Origin of the sequence: Gimesia aquarii, assembly GCF_007748175.1 — a bacterium.
GTDB lineage: Bacteria > Planctomycetota > Planctomycetia > Planctomycetales > Planctomycetaceae > Gimesia > Gimesia aquarii_A.
Genome location: NZ_CP037422.1, coordinates 4840705 through 4859490, shown reverse-complemented (window position 1 = coordinate 4859490; position 18786 = coordinate 4840705). Strand labels below are relative to the sequence as shown.

Here is an 18786-nt window from a genome sequence, read left to right as displayed (position 1 = left end):
TTTAACGCTGAAAGATAGGGATATTATTGCGTGGAATCTGTAACACAATACAAGACATGGCGGTACTATATTCGATGCAATTTGAACTGTCGGGACGCCAACCACCACTTGTCATTTGGCCGGAAATCAATTCTTCTCTGATTGCAGGATACCAACGTCCCCAATATTGACCTCCAGCTTGCCACATTGCCTGTACGGCATAATATTGGCCATAAAAAAAGTGGCTCCCCCTGAAATAACGCTGATTGGGTAGATGCCGCATTAAATAAGACAGTCCATTCTGAATTTCCGCCCCTTCATAGATCCCGGCGCTATAAAGGGCCACAACTCCTGCAGCGGACCTGGGAAATTCACTCACAGCTTGTCTTACAAGTTGATAGCGAAATCCTCCATCTGGATTCTGGCTTTTCTTAACATAATCAATACAACGATCAATGACGTCTTTGGAAACAAAGATTCCACAATTCCGAGCAGCCCTTAATGCCATAATCTGGCAAACCGTCACTGACAGATCAGCGTCTTTACTCTCGGGAGTATATCGCCAGCCCCCTTTTGAATTTTGAGACTTCACAATCAGTTCCACAGCCTTTTCTAATTTTACACGCACATCTTTACTGCGAGTCATCCCATACACTTCCGCAAGAAACAATGTGGCAAAGCCATGACCGTACATGGGACCGTGTGAAATGCTATCGGGAGAAATGATATACCCAGATGGTTTGCACGAAGCCAGAATAAAATCAACCGCCTTTTGGACCTGAAGTCCATATTTCCCTCGCCCTGGTGTATTCCCATCTGCTAGAAACGCCATTCCACACAGCGCAGTAACAGCAACATTCGTTTTAAACGTGGAACCAGAACCAAACGAACCATCGGGGTGTTGTCTTTCCGCAAGAAATTTAAGACCTCGCTTTACGGTAACGCGCGTCTGTGGCGTATAATACTTTTTGCCTTGTACATCAATCGAACGGTTCACTTCCACCTGAGCGTAGACTGCAGTTCTCCCAACAGCAAAAATCGCGCTCAACACAAGCAATATGAGCCAAAAACGATCAGCCAATTTGGAAAGTGGAATAAAACGGTAGAATTGAAATTTCAAAATAGCTACTTACCCTGAAATAAAGTTCAAAGCGTCTCTTCAGATACTGTATTGTACGTAATGCACAGGCAATGAAAAGTAGAAGCATAGAAAAAGCATATCCGGTCAGTGCGATTAAGGACGAATGACTTCAGGATATTTCGAATTGCGACCCGATAATTCCGGTACAGGGTGCAAAGTTTCTCCCGGACGTGGCTGCACAAAAGGACGGCTACGCATTGACTGTTCAATCGCCAACCTTGACTCGGTTCGCTGAGTCCCAAATTCACGAGGACGTACTACATCCGGACCTAAAGCACTGGATGGCAATGGATCTTCGAGCTCCATTAGTTTTTTTTCCTGGATGCGCTGACCGCGAGTCATAGCCTGACGCCCCGGAAAAATACGTGGAATCCGGGTGTTATAGGAATTAAAGCACCCCGAACAAGCAGGTAGCAATAAAGCAAGCAGGAACACGCGAAAAAAGAAGCTCATGAAACGGCGTACTTATTTAGAAGCAAATCTTTGATCTCATTTTGATGAAAATCAAGACAGAACAGAATCTGTGAGGAGTTGCGGACTATACCAGATTCACTCTATAACGAATAGATCGATTTCCACTGGTCCCCAGAAAAAACATTCCACATAAACCACTAATAATAAAAGACTTATAAACCCAAAACGATAATCATTTATTCGGAACACAGGAAAACAGAGTTTTTATAGGGTATCAACGCCGTAACTCTGGAAGAAAAATGGTTTTCGCAATAGCATCCTTCTTAACGAGAACGCCTCTCATCCCCCTGGAATTTGTAGTAAAATTGTAAGGATTAGTTCTGCTCTTATGTCAACTTCCCCAAAAGTCTGTGTGTTACGTGCACCCGGAACAAACTGCGACATCGAAACCGCACACGCATTCGATCTCTGTGGAGCCCATCCAACAAGAATTCATTTACTTCAATTGCTGGAGAATCCCAATCAGTTAGACGATTATCAGATTCTCTGCCTTCCCGGCGGTTTCAGCTATGGGGATGATGTAGGCGCCGGTGTGATCTTTGCCAGTCACTTGCAGGGGCAACTCTCCGAAACAATTGGAAATTTTCTTGCAGCAGATAAATTGGTTTTGGGGATTTGCAACGGCTTTCAAGTTCTTCTCAAAGCCGGAATTCTTCCCGGAGGTGCGAAAAGCTGGCCTTCTCCACCAAATCAAAGCCGCGATGCAACACTGACCTGGAATACTAATGGAAAATATACATCGCTCTGGGTTCAACTCGGAGTGCTTGCACCAGAAAATGTATTTCTGAAGGGAATCGATCAGATTGAACTTCCTATTGCCCATGCCGAAGGACGCATTGCGGTGAGCGATGTGGCGGTTATTGAAAGGTGGAAAGCCAATCAGCAAATCGCCATGTGTTATCGTGAATCAGGAGAAGCAGAAACAACTCTTCAAGAAGAGATCTTGGATTATCCAATCAATCCCAACGGTTCGGCTTACAATATCGCCGCATTGGGTGATCCTACAGGGCGTATCCTAGGCTTGATGCCACATCCTGAACGTTTTTTATTCGCAACGCAACATCCCCAATGGACGCGTCTCGGCCTGGAAGGTGAAGGCGCAGGTATCCAGCTCTTTCGTAATGCCGTCAATTATTTTGAATAGCATCAATCAGACAGCCTCAGTAACAGATCATCATCGACCAGTTCCCCCTTGGGAAGTTCTTTGATCGCGACTAAAACGCGCTGCAACACTTTTTCGTTTGGCTCTTTTCCCAATTCGTGCAGCCGATGTAGAATTGCTTTCTTTCCACTGTGCCGTCCTAACACAAGCTTAATGCCATCTGCTCCTACCGTTTCTGGACGATAAGGCAGATAAGTATCAGGATTTTTGAGCAAACCATCCTGATGAATTCCTGCTTCGGTCGCAAAGATATTACAGCCCCCCACCGGCTTCATGGGTGAGAGTGAAATCCCTGTCAAATTAGAGACCAATTGACACAATGGCTCTAATTGAGAGATATTCAAATGATGGGGACGCTCAAACTCATCCTGATGTAAATACAATGCCATCGCGACTTCTTCGAGAGCCGCATTTCCGGCACGCTCTCCGATACCATTCACAGTGCACTGCACCACATTTGCACCTGCTTCAATACAAGCTAATGTATTCGCTACCGCCAAACCAAGATCATTGTGAAAGTGAACTGCCAACAACACGTTTTCAATACCCGGAACCTGGTCTTGGATCTGGCAGATAAAATTCTGAGCTTTATAAGGCGTCAGAATCCCCACCGTGTCTGGAAATCCAATCGTCGTGGCACCGGCAGCAATCGCCTCTCGGTAGACCTCACACAGAAAATCGGGTTCGGTTCGACTCGCGTCTTCGGGACTGAAAGCCACAATATCAAATTTTTCTACCGCATATTGAATACTATCAACGATCAGTTTGAGAACTTCCGCTTTGCTTTTCTCGAGTTTAAACTGGCGATGCAAAGGGCTGGTTCCACAAAATAGACTCACTCCTCTTTTATGTGGTGGATTTCCAGCCAATGCCAGTTCGGCAGCGTCAATATCACCCGGTAATGTGCGGCACAAGGCTGTGAGTACAGGTTTTTTAATCACACCTACCATACTTTGAATGGCTTCGATATCTGCCTGTGAAGATGCAGGGAACCCGGCGTCTAAAGAATGCACGCCTGCCGCCTCCAGTGCTTTGGCGATTTGTAGTTTCTCGATCGGATCCAACGTGGCGCCGGGCATCTGTTCGCCATCCCGTAACGTGGTATCACTGAATAAAACAGTACCTGACCGGCGATGATGTCGGATGACCGCACGCTTTACTTTGATTTTAACGTTTTTTTTCGCACGCGAGAAAAGCTGAAACATCAAATTGTATCCATACAAAAAGTTGATCTCACAGTTTTTGAATTGCAGAGGATTATAGCATGTCAACAAAAAGGCCCATCTGTCAAAACGACAAATGGGCCAAATTTATTAACAATAAATCTCAAACATTTTAGAGCTTCGCTGTAGATGGAACCACAAATGGAGCACGATATTCACGTGTCAGTTTGGGATTTGCTGTGGAAGCCATTGAACCGGTGAAGACTTCCTTCTTACCATCAAGACTCAACTCAGGCCCTAAGCTGACTTGGGTCTTGGCTGGGTCCAGCTTGTTGTTGCTCAGGTGCTCGCGATAACGTCCTAAAGTTTCCTGAGCTTCCGCATCACCTGTAAATCGGGCGTTAAGCTCTTGCACAGGAACCTGTTCACCAAGTTCATAGGAGATATTACCCAAGTGACAGAGGGCACTGGAGATATGGCCTTCTTCGATATCCGCATTCAGATCACTAATTTTACGACTGCGAACAGCATCCACAAAGTTTGCAAAGTGATCTGCTGAACCAGAAAACTTCTTGATCAATTTTCCATCTAGATCGAAAGCAGAAGCGCTGTTATAGCTCGGAATCACCACATAACCTTCTGAACCATAGAAGATAACTCCTACCTTAGCACCTCGGTACGCTTCGGTTTCTAAGCCACGGACTTCAAATACAAGTCGCTTATCACCAAACTGATGAATACTGACCTGTGTATTGGCAACATCACCTGCATCAACATAACCGAGGCGACCACCGTAGGCTTGCACACTGTCTCCAATGCTGTCGACGCCTAATCCCCAGCGAGCAACATCCATTTGATGAATCCCCTGGTTCCCCAGATCACCGTTACCCGTGGGTGTTTGCCAATGCCAGTCATAGTGGAATCGTTTTCGCGTTAGCGGCGCCATAGGTGCCGGTCCAAGCCAGAGATCATAGTCTACACTGGCAGGCACATCATAGTTGCCTTTAGGACCAATCGACTTTCGTCGTTTGTAACAAGTTCCTCGAGCCAGCTTCACTTGACCAATACCACCATCTTTGACAAATTTGATTGCATCAATCAAACCTGGTTGTGAGCGGCATTGCGTCCCTGTCTGAACGATCTTGTTATATTTTCGAGCTGCTTCGACAATCCGTCGTCCTTCACTCACATTGTGACTGACGGGCTTTTCACAATAAACGTCCTTACCAGCTTGAATCGCCCAGATTGCTCCGAGGGCATGCCAGTGATTCGGAGTGGCAATACTGACGATATCAATTTTCTGGTCGTCAAACGCTTTTCGCAGATCTTTATAATAGGCTGGTTTTTTGTTGGTCTTCTTATAAACGTTACCGACACCTTTTTTCATCCCGACACTCTCGTCAGGGTCGACAACCGCTACCACTTCTGTATCTTTTCGCCCGGTAAAGGCACTCAAATGAGACTGACCGCGGCCATTGACACCCAGTAAGGCAACTCGCAGTTTTTCATTCGGACTGCTGGATTCTGATTCTGCAGCAGAGAGATGAGGAATCGAAGCACCCAACGCTGCCGCACTGGCTGCAGCAAACATGGATTGTTCAAGAAATTCGCGACGAGAGTGTTGAGACATCTTCTTTGTTCTCCTCAATAAATGTCAATGGAAGGATTGCACTGAGTGTTCTCAGGTAGGATTGTACAAAGCCCATGCAACTTGATGACTTTTAGATCGATCTAAACTGGCCATCAAAATGAACTTCTTTTGTACCATAAAAAATGGTCGTGATTACTAAACTCTGTTAATCAAAGTCTAACCGATAAAAGTACGAATATTCAAGGTTGAACCAAATTTCATCATATAGTAAGCGTTATTTTCCTCCGAAATCACTTTCGATTTCCCAGCCTGGGAAATTGTTATTTCCCTCACTCTTTACGCTCATTTCTGGGATATCAATGGTAGAAAACTTTGTAATCCAATTTCCTCACGACTGGCATAAGGTTCACCATAGGCGCGGTGGATCGACCAGCCCCAATATCGGGCACGATCTTGGATGTCATCGAGAATAGTGGGATGTTCTGTAGAACGGCCCCTCAGCATCTGGCTTTCATAACATCGAATGGCCTGCATTTTCTGTTCAATGTGGTCAGAAATATCGAATACAAAGCTTGGTTTAGGATGAATCCGCAGATGAATGCTCCAGAAATAATAAATCTGAGGCGGCCAATAGGGTTCCCCCGCCATGTCAGTTTTACTCAATTTGGACCAAAATCGAGCTGCATCAGTCAAATGACTGGCGGCAACATGATCGGGATGCACATCATCCCAATAAGGCGCCAAAATGACTTTGGGACGTCGTGTGCGAAATACCACTGCCAACTTACGCCGTGCTTCTAAGTTTGACTCCAAACTTCGATTTGGAAGTCCCAGATTTTCACGCCAATCAATCTCCAGAACTTGTGTCGCGGCGGCTGTTTCTTTCGCACGGATTTCTGGACTACCGTAAGGCGTTGGTTCACCATTGGTTAATTCAATCACTCCTACTTTAAGGCCCTGCTGTTTGCAGGCCAGGATCGTCCCACCCACACTGATTTCCGCGTCATCAGGGTGTGGTGCCACAACGAGTATATCTAGAGCTGAATCCACGTATGCTCCTTAAATCAGGAATATTTTTGCTTGCTAAACGACTCTCAAAAAATGGGGTAGACGCAATTCACGAAATCATTAGAATCCAGAATCTCTTCTCTCAAAAATAACACTCAATCTCTCACAATTCATTTCTAAATCGTTAACCATCAATCTTAACGGCTGAAGGTCTGTTTGTCCTCATCCGTCGTTGGTTGTATGGAGGAACACCTCATGAAATCGTCCATTTTGACCCTCTCTATCGTATTATTCCTAAGTTCTGGCTGTACATCAATGATGGATTCCATCGCCGATGCCAATCAGCAGACATGGCGTGCCTTAAAACCAAAGGCATTTGATTCGGACTGGAGTAGTGGTGGTGAGGAAGAAATCGATCAGTGGGGTTTTGTGGGAGAAGAAGCCCGTGGAGATCGCCCCAAAGAGTCTGATCCTGACCCCTGGTGGCAGAAGTATGTCATGAGCTCCAAGGCTAGAAATATAGAACGCAATCTCGGAATTGAATAGAAACACAGCATTTACTGCTGATGATAGCCATCGTCTTTTCACCAGACAGGACGACTTCTTGCATCTCCCCTCTGAGCGAGTTAGAATAAAGGCTGGTATTTTAGCCACTATAATGTTTTAACTTACCTGCTGCTTGTTTCTAAAACAGTTAGCTACCGTTGGTTTACATAACGACGGATCGGTATCACCAAACCTAAATTCGTAATGTTTGATGTACCAACAACCTCTAATTCCGCTTACGAAATGGAATGATCCAGAAGTTGCATCAGCATTGCCAACCTTCCCGAAGGTGAATGCCAATGTTTGATCTCTCACAGAGATTTCTTTTAGTTGGGATGATGTTCCAGTGCTTTGTTGTCAACAGCATTGCTAGATCTGCAGAACCATCCAGTAAGACTAGTCCTGTTGCTGATGTCGATTTCAATCGAGACATCCGGCCGATTTTGTCCAAGAATTGTTTTCATTGCCATGGACCAGATGAAGGCACACGCGAAGCGGATCTACGGCTAGACCAAAGAACATCGGCAACGGCAAAACTGGATAGCGATCATCGGGCTATCGTTCCTGGTAACGTTGCCGAAAGTGAACTCTACCGCCGCATCATTTCAACGGACGAATCCGAAGTCATGCCTCCCCCCGATGTGGGAGAAAAATTGACAGCTTCTCAGATTGCCTTAGTCAAAAAATGGATCGAACACGAGGCACCATATGCGCGGCATTGGTCCTTCGTACCACCGAAACAACCAAAACGCCCTACAGTCAACTTAACAGACTGGCCAGCGAATGAGATTGACTACTTTATTCTATCACAACAGGAAGCAGCAGGGATCAAGCCCAGTCCGCAAGCAGACCGCTACACTTTAATTCGTCGTTTGAGTTTTGATTTGCGTGGGCTGCCTCCCACTTTGGATGAAGTGGACCAGTTTCTCAAAGACACTTCTCCTGATGCATATGAAAAACTGGTAGATCGATTCTTAGAAGACACGGCATACGGAGAACGTTGGGCGCGAAAATGGTTGGATCTCGCACGCTATGCCGATTCAAAAGGTTACGGCTCTGATCCGCTGAGAATGGACATCTGGCGTTATCGCGACTGGGTCATCTCTGCTTTCAATCAAAACATGCCCTTTGATCAATTCACACTCGAGCAACTGGCGGGAGACCTCCTACCGAATGCCACTCTTGAACAAAAAGTAGCGACTGCCTTTCACCGTAATACGATGACTAATACCGAAGGTGGCACCGATGACGAAGAATTTCGGACTGCCGCTGTTACCGACCGGGTAGATACAACAATCCAGGTCTGGATGGGGCTCACAATGGGCTGTGCGAAATGTCATACACATAAATATGATCCAATCTCGCAAAAAGAATATTATCAGCTTTACGCGTTCTTTAACCAAACCGCTGACAACGATCAACCAACGGACGCCCCTACGATCGCTGCTCCTACACCAACCATGTTGGAAGCAACCAAACGCATTGATGCAGCAATTGTGGCCTTGAATAAAAAAATTCAGACACCAACTAAAGAACTCGAATTAGCACAACAAAAGTGGGAATCGACGCTGCACGCCAAACCAAAGTGGAATATCCTGACTCCTTTATCCGCCAAATCGACATCTGCAACGACCAAGTTTCAAATTCAAAAGGATGGTTCTGTCCTGGCAAATGGTCCAGCTGCGAAAGAAAAATATATCATTAAAACAGAACTCGATCCCTCAACCTTTAAAGGCTTGAGATTAGAAGCGATTTCCGATGATCGATTGCCTGCTAACGGACCGGGCCGTGCCAAGGATGGCAATTTTGTGCTCTCAAATATCAAACTGGAGACCCAGCCACTCAAAATAGATGATGCACCAGCCAAAGGACAGTTCCTGAGAATCGAACATCAGGGAACGAAAAAACAGATCCTGTCACTGGCGGAAGTCCAGGTTTTCCAAGCCGACACAAATATTGCCAGTCAGGGAACGGCTTCTCAATCAAGTACCACGCATTCTGCTCCTGCTAAGTTAGCCATCGATGGTAAGACGGACGGTCACTTTTTTAATGCAAAGTCAACTACGCATACCAAAACCGAAGTCAAACCCTGGTGGGAACTCAAGCTCAAGGCAGAAACTTCCATTGATCGAATTACCATCTGGAACCGCTCTGATGGTGCCCAGGAACGGCTTGCCAATTTTAAAGTCAGTGTACTTGACGCAAAACGTAACGTTGTCTGGCAGAGCATCGTAGAGGCTTATCCGAAACCATCGACGACTCTGGCGGTTTCACGTCGCAAAACGATCCCATTGAAACGCACGTTTGCATCATTTTCGCAAAACGGTTTTCCAGTGAACGCAGCCATTGACCTCGCCAACAAAAACAAGAAGGGCTGGGGCATCGCCCCTCAATTCGGAAAAACGCACGCCGCCTACTTCATCCCCGAAGCCAGTCCTACTGCGAAAGCAGGGAAACAACGTTTGATTGTTACTCTATCTCACTCGTTTAATGATCCTCAGTACGCATTAGGACGTTTTCGTATTTCGTCTACAACGGAAGCAAAACTTGAACCACGACTCAAAGTCCCGAACGATATTCTCGCGATCGTCGATACTAAACCGGAAGACCGTCAGCCCGCGCAACAGAAAAAATTAGCGACCTACTACCGGAGCATCTCTCCTGCACTCAAGTCTACGCGGGATCAGATTGCGAAACTCCAAAAATCCAAACCCGTTTATCCGCAACTACCCATCATGCAGGAATTGCCAACAGACAAACAACGTGAAACGCGCATTATGGTTCGCGGCAGCTTTCTCTCACCTGGAGATGTTGTCAAACCAGCAGTATTGAGTGCGTTCAATCCCTTGCCTGAAAACGTACCCACCAATCGTATTGCGGTCGCCAAATGGCTGACTTCACCAGAAAATCCTTTGACGGCTCGCGTTGCCGTGAATCGTTTCTGGTCAGAACTGTTTGGCGCAGGTTTAGTTGTGACAGAAGAAGACTTCGGAACACAAGGTGAACTGCCCAGCCACCCCGAATTACTCGACTGGCTGGCAACGGAGTTTGTCCAGAATGGCTGGGACATGAAAGCAATACTCAAAACGATTGTAATGTCGAGTACCTACCGTCAGTCTTCGACAACAAAACCAATACACATCCAGAAAGATCCTCGTAATCGACTCCTTTCTCGCGGTCCACGTTTCAGGCTGGAAGCGGAAATGATTCGCGACCAAGCGCTACAATTGAGTGGGCTGCTTAATCGAAAGATTGGTGGACCTTCCGTCTACCCTGTTCAACCAGAAGGAATCTGGCGGGCAGCTTTTAACGGACAGCGGAACTGGGCCACCAACAAGGACGAAAATCGATTTCGCAGAGGTCTCTACACATTCTGGCGACGTACTGTCCCCTACCCTTCGATGGCGACCTTTGATGCCCCCAGCCGGGAAATCTGTACGATTCGACGTATTAGCACAAATACTCCGTTACAGGCTATGATTACATTAAATGACCCGGTCTTTATTGAGATCTCTCAAGCGTTAGGGCTACGCATTTTTAGAGAGGGTGGTGATTCTCCAGAATCACGCATCAAATACGGCTTAAAGCTTTGTTTGATTCGCCCTGCACTCTCCGAACAGATCGCCCCCTTACTGAAACTCTATGAATCAGAGTTAAAATACTATCAATCTCACCCTGAGGAAGCAGCGAATCTCGTTGAGAATTCGTTGAACCCTTTACCGGATCAATATAATAAATCGGAGTTGGCAGCCTGGACCGTCATCGCTAACGTTTTACTTAATTTAGATGGCGTTCTCACAAAAGGATAATGAAATGGACCTGAAGCACAAACGATTACAGGCAATCACCAGACGACATTTTCTGGGGAAAGGCTCTACTGGTATCGGCGCACTCGCTCTGAGTTCGATGTTATCCGATAGTCATAACGTCTCAGCCAACTCGCCCAGTCAACCCGATGCGACAAAATTCCGCATGCCCGCGAAAGCAAAGAGCGTGATTTTTCTACACATGGCAGGCTCACCTCCACAACAGGAATTCTTTGACTACAAACCTGAGCTGGTCAAACGCAATATGCAACCTTGCCCTGATTCCTTCCTGAAAGGGCGCGGCTTCGCGTTCATTAAAGGGCATCCCAAAATGCTGGGAACGCCCTATCAATTCAAGCAATATGGCGAGTCGGGCACTTGGATGAGTGAGCTACTGCCACACTTCCAAAAGGTAGCCGATGATGTCACCGTCATCAAATCGATGCACACCGACCAATTTAATCATGCACCAGCCCAACTCTTCCTCTACACGGGGACTCCTCGTTTCGGAGGTGCCTCCATGGGTTCCTGGATTACCTATGGGCTTGGCTCGGAAAACAAAAATTTACCGGGCTTCATGGTGTTATTGAGTGGTCCCAGCGATCCAAGTGGTGGTAAAAGCCTTTGGGGGAGTGGTTTTCTGCCCTCAATATTTCAAGGTGTTCAATGCCGAACAACAGGCGATCCGATTCTGTATGTAACCAACCCGAAAGGGATCAATCGTGAAGTGCGTCGGCGCAGTCTGGATGCATTAAAATCACTGAACGAATTCGAACTCAAACAATTCGGTAATCCGGAAACCTTAACGCGCATCAATCAATACGAACTTGCCTTCCGGATGCAGATGTCCGTTCCGGAGGCGGTTGATCTAAGCAGTGAAACAAAGCAGACCCATGAATTATATGGTACGACAGGCGATGCCCCTTCTTTTGCCAATAACTGCTTATTAGCCCGCCGCATGGTGGAACGAGGTGTACGGTTCATTCAGTTATTCGATTACGGCTGGGACATGCATGGCACGGGAGCCGGCAACGATTTAATTACAGCTGTTCCTCGCAAAGCAAAAGAGATTGATCGCCCCCTCTATGCTTTAATCACTGATCTCAAACAGCGAGGCTTGCTCGATGAGACTCTCGTTGTCTGGAGCGGAGAATTTGGTCGAACGTCAATGAACGAAGAACGCAACGGCTCAAAATTCCTTGGTCGCGATCACCATCCTCACTGCTACTCCATTTGGATGGCCGGTGGTGGCATTAAAGGCGGCATGTCCTACGGCGCAACTGACGAACTCGGTTATTTCATCGCCGAAAAGAAAACCAGTGTTCGCGACCTGCAAACCACGATTTTACATCTGACCGGCCTGAAATCTCGAAAACTAAAGGTCCCTTATCAGGGTCTGGATCAACGGCTTATCGGTCCCGCTGATGAAGATCATTTATTGAAAGAGATTCTGGCTTGAGACAATAAAAGTAGCTGGTCTCGTTCATACCAGCTACTACTCAAGAAATCCGCTATACCATCTCGCCCGATCAATCAACTGCGGCCCCTCTGGTTGTGAGACACGTTTCTCTTCTTTACAGTTCTCTATTAGTCGTCGAGGCACTGGATTGGCCAGTCAACTTTCGGGTGAGAGTTTGATGAATCACATATATGGAACTGATTGATTAGCGATACCTTTTTTGGCCGGGATGCACTCACTACTCATGAGCAACCAGATGAGAATATTTGAAGTTTTTTTTGGATAAAGAAAGTTTTTGTGTCCAAATATTCTCCGTATGATGCTTTATCTTTATCAGTAGGAGTTCTAACAGATTTCCTACACCATTTTGCGACTCACTTCTAGAATGTCGGGCCTCATAACATTCAGTAATTTATTAAGATGCGTAAGATTCTTAATGAGATTAATAATTCAAGTCTCGTAGTAATTGCTCCAGAAAACCCCACTTTGCATGAAATTCACATAGATTTCTTAATTAATCAGATGTATATTAATAAACTGATGTATTAATTTGGACTCTACTGAATCAGTTTACGCTAAACAATTATTTTATTGAAAGTTAGGCTCACATTATTTGCCCTAAGTTTAGGTCCGCTCCTTTGAACTGTCAAAATTTATCTCTTTTGAGATCAACATTATTTATTGATATTCATTCTTTATTTTTCAAAGGAAATAAAAGATGCGACGCTCGAAAAATTCCGGTTTTACTCTGATTGAACTACTCGTGGTGATTGCAATTATCGCCATTCTCATTGCTCTATTGTTACCCGCCGTACAACAGGCGCGCGAGGCTGCCCGCAGAAGCCAGTGTAAGAACAACATGAAGCAACTTGGGATCGCGATGCATAACTACCACGATGTATTCCAGATGTTTCCCATCGCTTCTTCAGTAGCGCCGCCTGTCGCTGATGGACCTCGTAACAGAAATATGGACAAAGTTCATGCCTGGCCGTGGGGAATGCGAATTTTACCGTATATCGATCAAGCTCCGCTTTACAATCAACTTGATGTTGGTAGCTCCAGTATCACCATTCCCACTGCGGATCTCAGCGTGACCACTGATTTTCTCACAGCCCAGACTCCCGGCTCCATTGAATCGTTGCTCACAACGACCATACCCGTTTATCTCTGTCCCTCTGCAACAGGTAAAAATGTCAACCACTACCAACACAATCTGGGAACCATGATGTATGCGATGACGTCAAGGTTCGCCGTCTACCCTAATACAGACAATCCTCTTGGGATTTCAACTGCCGACGTACTTGACGGAACATCGAATACGATTTTGATGGGTGAAAAGGCGTTGATGGAAGCACCTTTCGTTTCAATCGGTGCGACCTGGGCATCGCATCGCCCTGCTGGGTCGCGTATTGGTATTGTGCACCACACGAGTGCAATCAATACTCCGTTTGACGGAACTCGCGACGCGGCAAACAATATTTATATTGAGAACACTCCCTTGGATGTCACTCGTGCAGTCATTGCCAGTGCACACACCGGTGGTGCCCACGTATTGATGGCTGACGGCGCAGTACGATTTGTCAGCGAAAATATCCAAGATGACCCATCAAGATCGCTTATAGGGAACTTCCTTTATTCAAACTTATTTCAACTGGAAGACGGCAACACTGTTGGCGAATTTTAGCCTTGACCAACAGGTGTATTCGTGAAGTGAATTTAACAAAATACGGAGGAGGACGAACGTTGAAACTGGCATCTTGTTTGATGATCTGTTCCCTATTTTTACTGACTGGTTGCGGAGGAGATGGTCGACCGACACTCGTCCCAGTCGATGCCTCAGTGACTCTGGATGGACAACCTTTGGATGGTGCCACCATCGCATTCATACCAAATGAAGGAAATCCCATTCAGCGCGGATCAAATGCAAACTCCACCGCTGGTGGAAAATTTACAGTCGGAACTTATACCAAAGATGATGGAATTCCCGTTGGCAGTTATAAAGTCACTGTGATCAAGAAGGAACTTGTCAGCAAATTGACTGATGATTTTAACTCCGAAGATCCGGCAGCCAGTTCAAAACCCATAAAGTATAAATGGATTACGCCCCAATCATATTCAATACCTGAAGAATCCGGACTGAACGTCGAAATCACGTCTGACGGAATGTCCCCTTCCACAATAGCCCTGACTTCTGATGGAGCAGGTCCTGTTGTCGAGACTGTTGGCGGTCGTGCCGCCAATGAACCTTAATTAAGACGTTATTTTATTTTTATTCATTTTTCAGCTTAGAAGGAGATGTCCATGAAGCTCCAAAAAAGAAACGCGTTCACACTGATTGAATTGCTGGTGGTGATTGCCATCATTGCAATTCTAATCGCACTGTTGCTGCCAGCAGTACAGCAAGCACGCGAAGCAGCCCGTCGTACAGAATGTAAGAACAAACTCAAACAGTGGGGCCTGGGACTGCATAACTACCATGATAACTACCAAACGTTCCCACCAGGTACCATGGGCCTTAACAATAGCTCTACAAACCCCTGCAATAACCACCCGTGGTCTGTACGGGTATTGCCCTTTGTAGATCAAGCTCCGTTGTACAACACATTTAATTTCAGCTTATATTATAATGACACGTCTGGTTCGCCAACCAACCAATCACGCCGCGATGAAAAGTTCCCACTCATGCATTGCCCCAGTGCCCGTACTCGTGACAGAAAACCTTCAAATCAAGCTGAAGGCTGGACAATCCACTACTATGGAATTGCAGGCCCTAAGGGAGTTCGCCCTGCCCCGTTAACTGGTAATTGGCCAAGAAAAAATGGAAATAGTTTGACAAGCAATCATGGAAACCATAGTACCAGTGGAATCCTGTTTCGACAGAGTAATGTTGCGATTCGCGATATTACTGATGGGACGACGAATACCTTTCTACTGGGAGAAATTTCATCGAAACCGACCGGTTCCAATAGCTATCGCGCCTGGATCCAGGGTGCCAGTAACGGCACCGACGGCTTTGCCAGCTACGCGTGTAAGAACCTCAAAGATGGAATCGGCCCCTCCGGCTGGGATAGTGGAAATGCGGATCGCCTCTTCAACGATGTGGACTTCGGTAGTAATCATACAGGAGGCGCTCACTTCCTGATGGCAGACGGTTCTGTTCGCTTTATATCTGAAAACATCAACTTTGCCACCTATCAGGCTGCTGGTAGTCGTGACGATGGTTTGACACTGCAAATCAACGAATAAGCCTTTCTTATAATTCTGAATCAGCCACCTCGCAAACGGTTTTCTGAGGTGGCTGTTCATTTCCCCTACAACATTAAGCAGAAGAACATGAAGATATTCGTAACAATGATGATCGGTCTCTCATTTCTGTTTTTGAGTGCTTGCGGTGAAAACGGTGTTGAGCGACATGAAGTATCTGGGACAGCAACATTTGACGGCCAACCCATTGTATTTGGTACAATTCAATTCATCCCAAAGCTGGATAATGAAAAGGAAGCACCAACAGGAAGCGCAACAATTGAAAACGGAAAGTACCACACAGATGAAGGTCAGGGAATTGTAAGTGGCCCACATGAAATCCGCGTGACAGCATACCCGTCTAAACTAGTCGATTCCGAAGACGAAACAGCGGAAGTTGAAACTGTTGAACCAATTTTCGTTGGCTATTCCCTAGAGGCTTCAATTGAACCTCCCTCGTTTGATGTAATCGTTCCCGCCGAGGCTGAAGGTTATAACTCAGCAAACACAGGTACAACTAGTCGCTCTATAAACGATCCCTAAAAAGTGCCATCCGTTTATTGATTATCTTCAATTGGCCACAAAATCTGATACCGTATAGCCACTCTTTCTCGCGATTGGTCAATCAAGAATCATATTCTTTTGCAACAGCGTGGTCATTTCGTAAATAGTGATCAAGACGGAACTTGTAAACTCTCTTCAAACACGGCTCGTCAAACCGCTTATAGAGATCACCATTCTATAGATTTTTCAGTTACAATATCCAATTTATTTAGGTATCAGTACCTATAGTAAAGGATGAAGAAAAAACATTACAATTTGAATGAGAGTTTTATTTGACTGCCTCCTCTTCCTGGCCAATTTACGTTCGACAGACTTGGGCTGATTTTTTACGAGTCTGTATCAATAAAAGATACATCGCAGAGAAGGAGAACAACGAATCATGAAACGATTCTCATTTCTATTGATTACTTTTACTGTAATTCCCATTTTGGCACTTGCCGAAACAAATGAGGGCAGTTCAAGTGTGGGTCGATACAATATTGTCGCTACGAATGAAGGTCTCTATTTTTTAGATACAGCGACCGGATCGCTCTGGCTTAAGAGGGGTCACGGAGCTTGGATACAAATTGAAAGCCCTGTCACTTGGAAATCGAATCAAATAAAACAATCGAACAAGCCAGTTACTCTGACACTTCCCCAAGAGGGAGTCACAATACCAATGATTCAAAGAGAGCGACGAAAAGTTCCCGGTTCGTCCGGCACACTTTCCGTTCAACTGGGCGACATTACAGCCGGACAAGTTTTTGTAGAAGTAGTCGACATCAATGGGAATTATTTGGCAACACGCACTTCGTTAAAGAACAATGAATTCCTGAAATTTAAATTAGATGGGGAAGACGTTTATCTCCAGATCTTTGATATGGTAAACAATTTGATTGGCGAAGACATCTGCAAAGTTCGTCTCTCATTTGAGAAGCCAAATAAGAAGTCGAAAAAAGAGAAGCCTGAGAAGGCGATAGAAAAGCAATCAAACAAATCATAGAATGAGAGTGACAGATTTCCTGATTGTTAGTTGAGGTCAAGTAAGCTTGAAGAATCCTGGCTTTCCATGTTCCAAAACGTTTCATATTTCAAGACACTCATAATTGCAGCCTATTGTCTCTTCGGAGTCACTATTGCGCATGGACAAACGAAACTGGTTCAACCAGCAGTCGGCACTACGCTTGTTCAATCGCTCGTTTTTCCAGGTCAATTGCAAGGTGAAGAAGGGTTGATCATTGTTCCCGAGAATCGTGAGAATCCATCGGGCCGGATGATCAGCGTTCATTACCTTCGATTTCCAGCAAAGGAAACGGTCGGTTTACCCCCAGTTTTCGTATTACCTGGCGGTCCTGGCCAGTGCATCACAGTCGAAGATATTCAACAGGGCTTACGGCAGAAGCGTTATAACAAGATTTCTGAAATTGTTGCCTTCAATCGAAACCGCGATGTGATCATTGTCAATCAGCGTGGAAACAGTCGAGTGCCAGGAATTCACAGCCTGCCCTCAACATGGTTCGCGAAACCTGGAAAGAGTTCAGAACCAATGTCATTCGAGAAATCATCACGGCGACTGGTTGCAGGTCTTAAGGCTTCACTGAAAAAATGCGAATCCCTGAATATCGACACGAGGGGTTATGACATTCTGCATCTGATTGATGATGTGGACGCGATACGCCGTGTTTATGGATATGAGAAGATCGCATTACGTGGCAGTAGTTTTGGCTCTCAATGGGCTCTCGCGTATCTAAAACGGAAGCCGAAGCATGTCGACCGGATGATTCTATCCGGTGTTGAGCCATTGGACCATGGTTACGACAGTGCCGATGGTATTTGGAACGTATTCAAAAAAATCGAGGAGGAAGCGCGTAAGTCCAAGGATGTAAAATTACCTGACGTAGGGCTTTTAGGGGCAGTACGAGCAGTGATCGCGCGCCTTGAGGAACAACCGGTACGAATTCGTGGACATCATCCAAGAAAGAATTATACCGCGAAAGTCGTAATTGGAGCTGATGACTTTCGGCATTACCTCACTCGTCCGATTCTTGACGCTCCGATCCATTCGCGGAAGATGCTTGAATTCTGGCCGAAATTTGTGCTGGAAATCTATCGGGAAGACTATCAGTATCTTGCTGCAAAGATCATTGACGATCGCCCTGAGTACCAACATCATAGTTTACTGCTGACACTCGTCGATAATAGCCTTGGGATTACCGCAAATCGCGAAACAAAACTACAATCTGAGTCAGCCTATCGGTGGCTCGGCGATCAGAATTGGTTTTATAAAGCAACGCGTAATGTAACTCCCACACCGGTAGTCAGCGATGAGTTTCGTCAACCTAGTGTCAATCAGACACCAATATTAATGATTCATGGGACACTTGACCTCGCAACACCAATTGAAAACGCAGAAGAATTGTTACCGTACTTTCCCCAAGGACATCTCATCACTGTCAAAGGAGGTACTCATGCGGCAACACATCATGCCGCTAGTGTTGATCCGGATTTTTTGGAGTATTTATCTGAATTCATGAATTCCAATGATCCATCAAGTATCGTTCAAAAGATCCCGAATACGATATTCCTCCCTGCATTGCAATTCAAAACTAGTAAAGATCGCTCACTATTCTTTGAACTGATACAGAAAAAAGACAATCATCAAACAAAGTAA

15 protein-coding genes are annotated in these 18786 nt (G+C 45.7%); 10 read left to right on the top strand and 5 right to left on the bottom strand.

What is annotated here, in order from left to right; all coding sequences use genetic code 11:
• Position 1 precedes the first annotated feature (1 nt).
• Together V202x_RS18555 and V202x_RS18550 are read right to left on the bottom strand one after the other, a co-directional pair.
• The gene (locus V202x_RS18555; protein WP_232098568.1) at positions 2-1099 is read right to left on the bottom strand and encodes a prenyltransferase/squalene oxidase repeat-containing protein; all 1098 of its coding nucleotides are present in this window, start codon (positions 1097-1099) and stop codon (positions 2-4) included.
• 114 nt (positions 1100-1213) lie between these two features.
• On the bottom strand, positions 1214-1573 hold the full coding sequence (locus V202x_RS18550) for a hypothetical protein (RefSeq protein WP_144985277.1): 360 nt from the start codon (positions 1571-1573) through the stop codon (positions 1214-1216).
• A gap of 349 nt (positions 1574-1922) precedes the next feature.
• On the opposite strand from V202x_RS18550, the gene V202x_RS18545 reads away from it, so the two are divergent.
• The gene (locus tag V202x_RS18545; protein ID WP_145178094.1) at positions 1923-2738 is read left to right on the top strand and encodes a phosphoribosylformylglycinamidine synthase subunit PurQ; all 816 of its coding nucleotides are present in this window, start codon (positions 1923-1925) and stop codon (positions 2736-2738) included.
• Between the two features lie 2 nt (positions 2739-2740).
• Here the strand turns inward: V202x_RS18545 and V202x_RS18540 are convergent, their stop codons facing one another.
• The 3 genes from V202x_RS18540 to bshB1 form a co-directional block, all read right to left on the bottom strand.
• Positions 2741-3961, bottom strand: a complete 1221-nt coding sequence (locus tag V202x_RS18540) for a pyruvate carboxyltransferase (RefSeq protein ID WP_145178092.1) — start codon at positions 3959-3961, stop codon at positions 2741-2743.
• Between the two features lie 130 nt (positions 3962-4091).
• Positions 4092-5549, bottom strand: a complete 1458-nt coding sequence (locus V202x_RS18535; RefSeq protein ID WP_145178090.1) for a Gfo/Idh/MocA family protein — start codon at positions 5547-5549, stop codon at positions 4092-4094.
• Positions 5550-5852: 303 nt separating this feature from the next.
• On the bottom strand, positions 5853-6560 hold the full coding sequence (bshB1, locus tag V202x_RS18530) for a bacillithiol biosynthesis deacetylase BshB1 (protein ID WP_145178088.1): 708 nt from the start codon (positions 6558-6560) through the stop codon (positions 5853-5855).
• Positions 6561-6773: 213 nt separating this feature from the next.
• Between bshB1 and V202x_RS18525 the strand changes: the two genes are divergently transcribed.
• The 9 genes from V202x_RS18525 to V202x_RS18485 all read left to right on the top strand — a co-directional run bounded on the left by V202x_RS18525 (position 6774) and on the right by V202x_RS18485 (position 18786).
• Positions 6774-7064: a hypothetical protein gene (locus V202x_RS18525; RefSeq protein ID WP_145178086.1), complete on the top strand. Its 291-nt coding sequence runs from the start codon at positions 6774-6776 to the stop codon at positions 7062-7064.
• Positions 7065-7363: 299 nt separating this feature from the next.
• Positions 7364-10873, top strand: coding sequence for a DUF1553 domain-containing protein (locus tag V202x_RS18520; protein ID WP_232098566.1), 3510 nt, complete (start codon positions 7364-7366; stop codon positions 10871-10873).
• A 4-nt stretch (positions 10874-10877) separates the two neighbouring features.
• The gene (locus V202x_RS18515) at positions 10878-12329 is read left to right on the top strand and encodes a DUF1501 domain-containing protein (RefSeq protein ID WP_145178082.1); all 1452 of its coding nucleotides are present in this window, start codon (positions 10878-10880) and stop codon (positions 12327-12329) included.
• A gap of 718 nt (positions 12330-13047) precedes the next feature.
• A complete protein-coding gene (locus V202x_RS18510) occupies positions 13048-14013 on the top strand; it encodes a DUF1559 domain-containing protein (RefSeq protein ID WP_145178080.1) in 966 nt (321 codons plus the stop codon).
• Between the two features lie 26 nt (positions 14014-14039).
• Positions 14040-14579, top strand: coding sequence for a hypothetical protein (locus V202x_RS18505; RefSeq protein ID WP_145178079.1), 540 nt, complete (start codon positions 14040-14042; stop codon positions 14577-14579).
• Between the two features lie 51 nt (positions 14580-14630).
• Complete coding sequence (locus V202x_RS18500; protein WP_232098563.1) at positions 14631-15575, top strand: DUF1559 domain-containing protein; 945 nt, start codon at positions 14631-14633, stop codon at positions 15573-15575.
• A gap of 87 nt (positions 15576-15662) precedes the next feature.
• On the top strand, positions 15663-16115 hold the full coding sequence (locus tag V202x_RS18495; RefSeq protein WP_145178074.1) for a hypothetical protein: 453 nt from the start codon (positions 15663-15665) through the stop codon (positions 16113-16115).
• 400 nt (positions 16116-16515) lie between these two features.
• Positions 16516-17118 carry a hypothetical protein gene (locus V202x_RS18490; RefSeq protein ID WP_145178072.1) on the top strand — a complete coding sequence of 201 codons (603 nt, stop codon included), beginning with the start codon at positions 16516-16518 and terminating at the stop codon, positions 17116-17118.
• Between the two features lie 66 nt (positions 17119-17184).
• On the top strand, positions 17185-18786 hold the full coding sequence (locus V202x_RS18485; RefSeq protein WP_145178070.1) for an alpha/beta fold hydrolase: 1602 nt from the start codon (positions 17185-17187) through the stop codon (positions 18784-18786).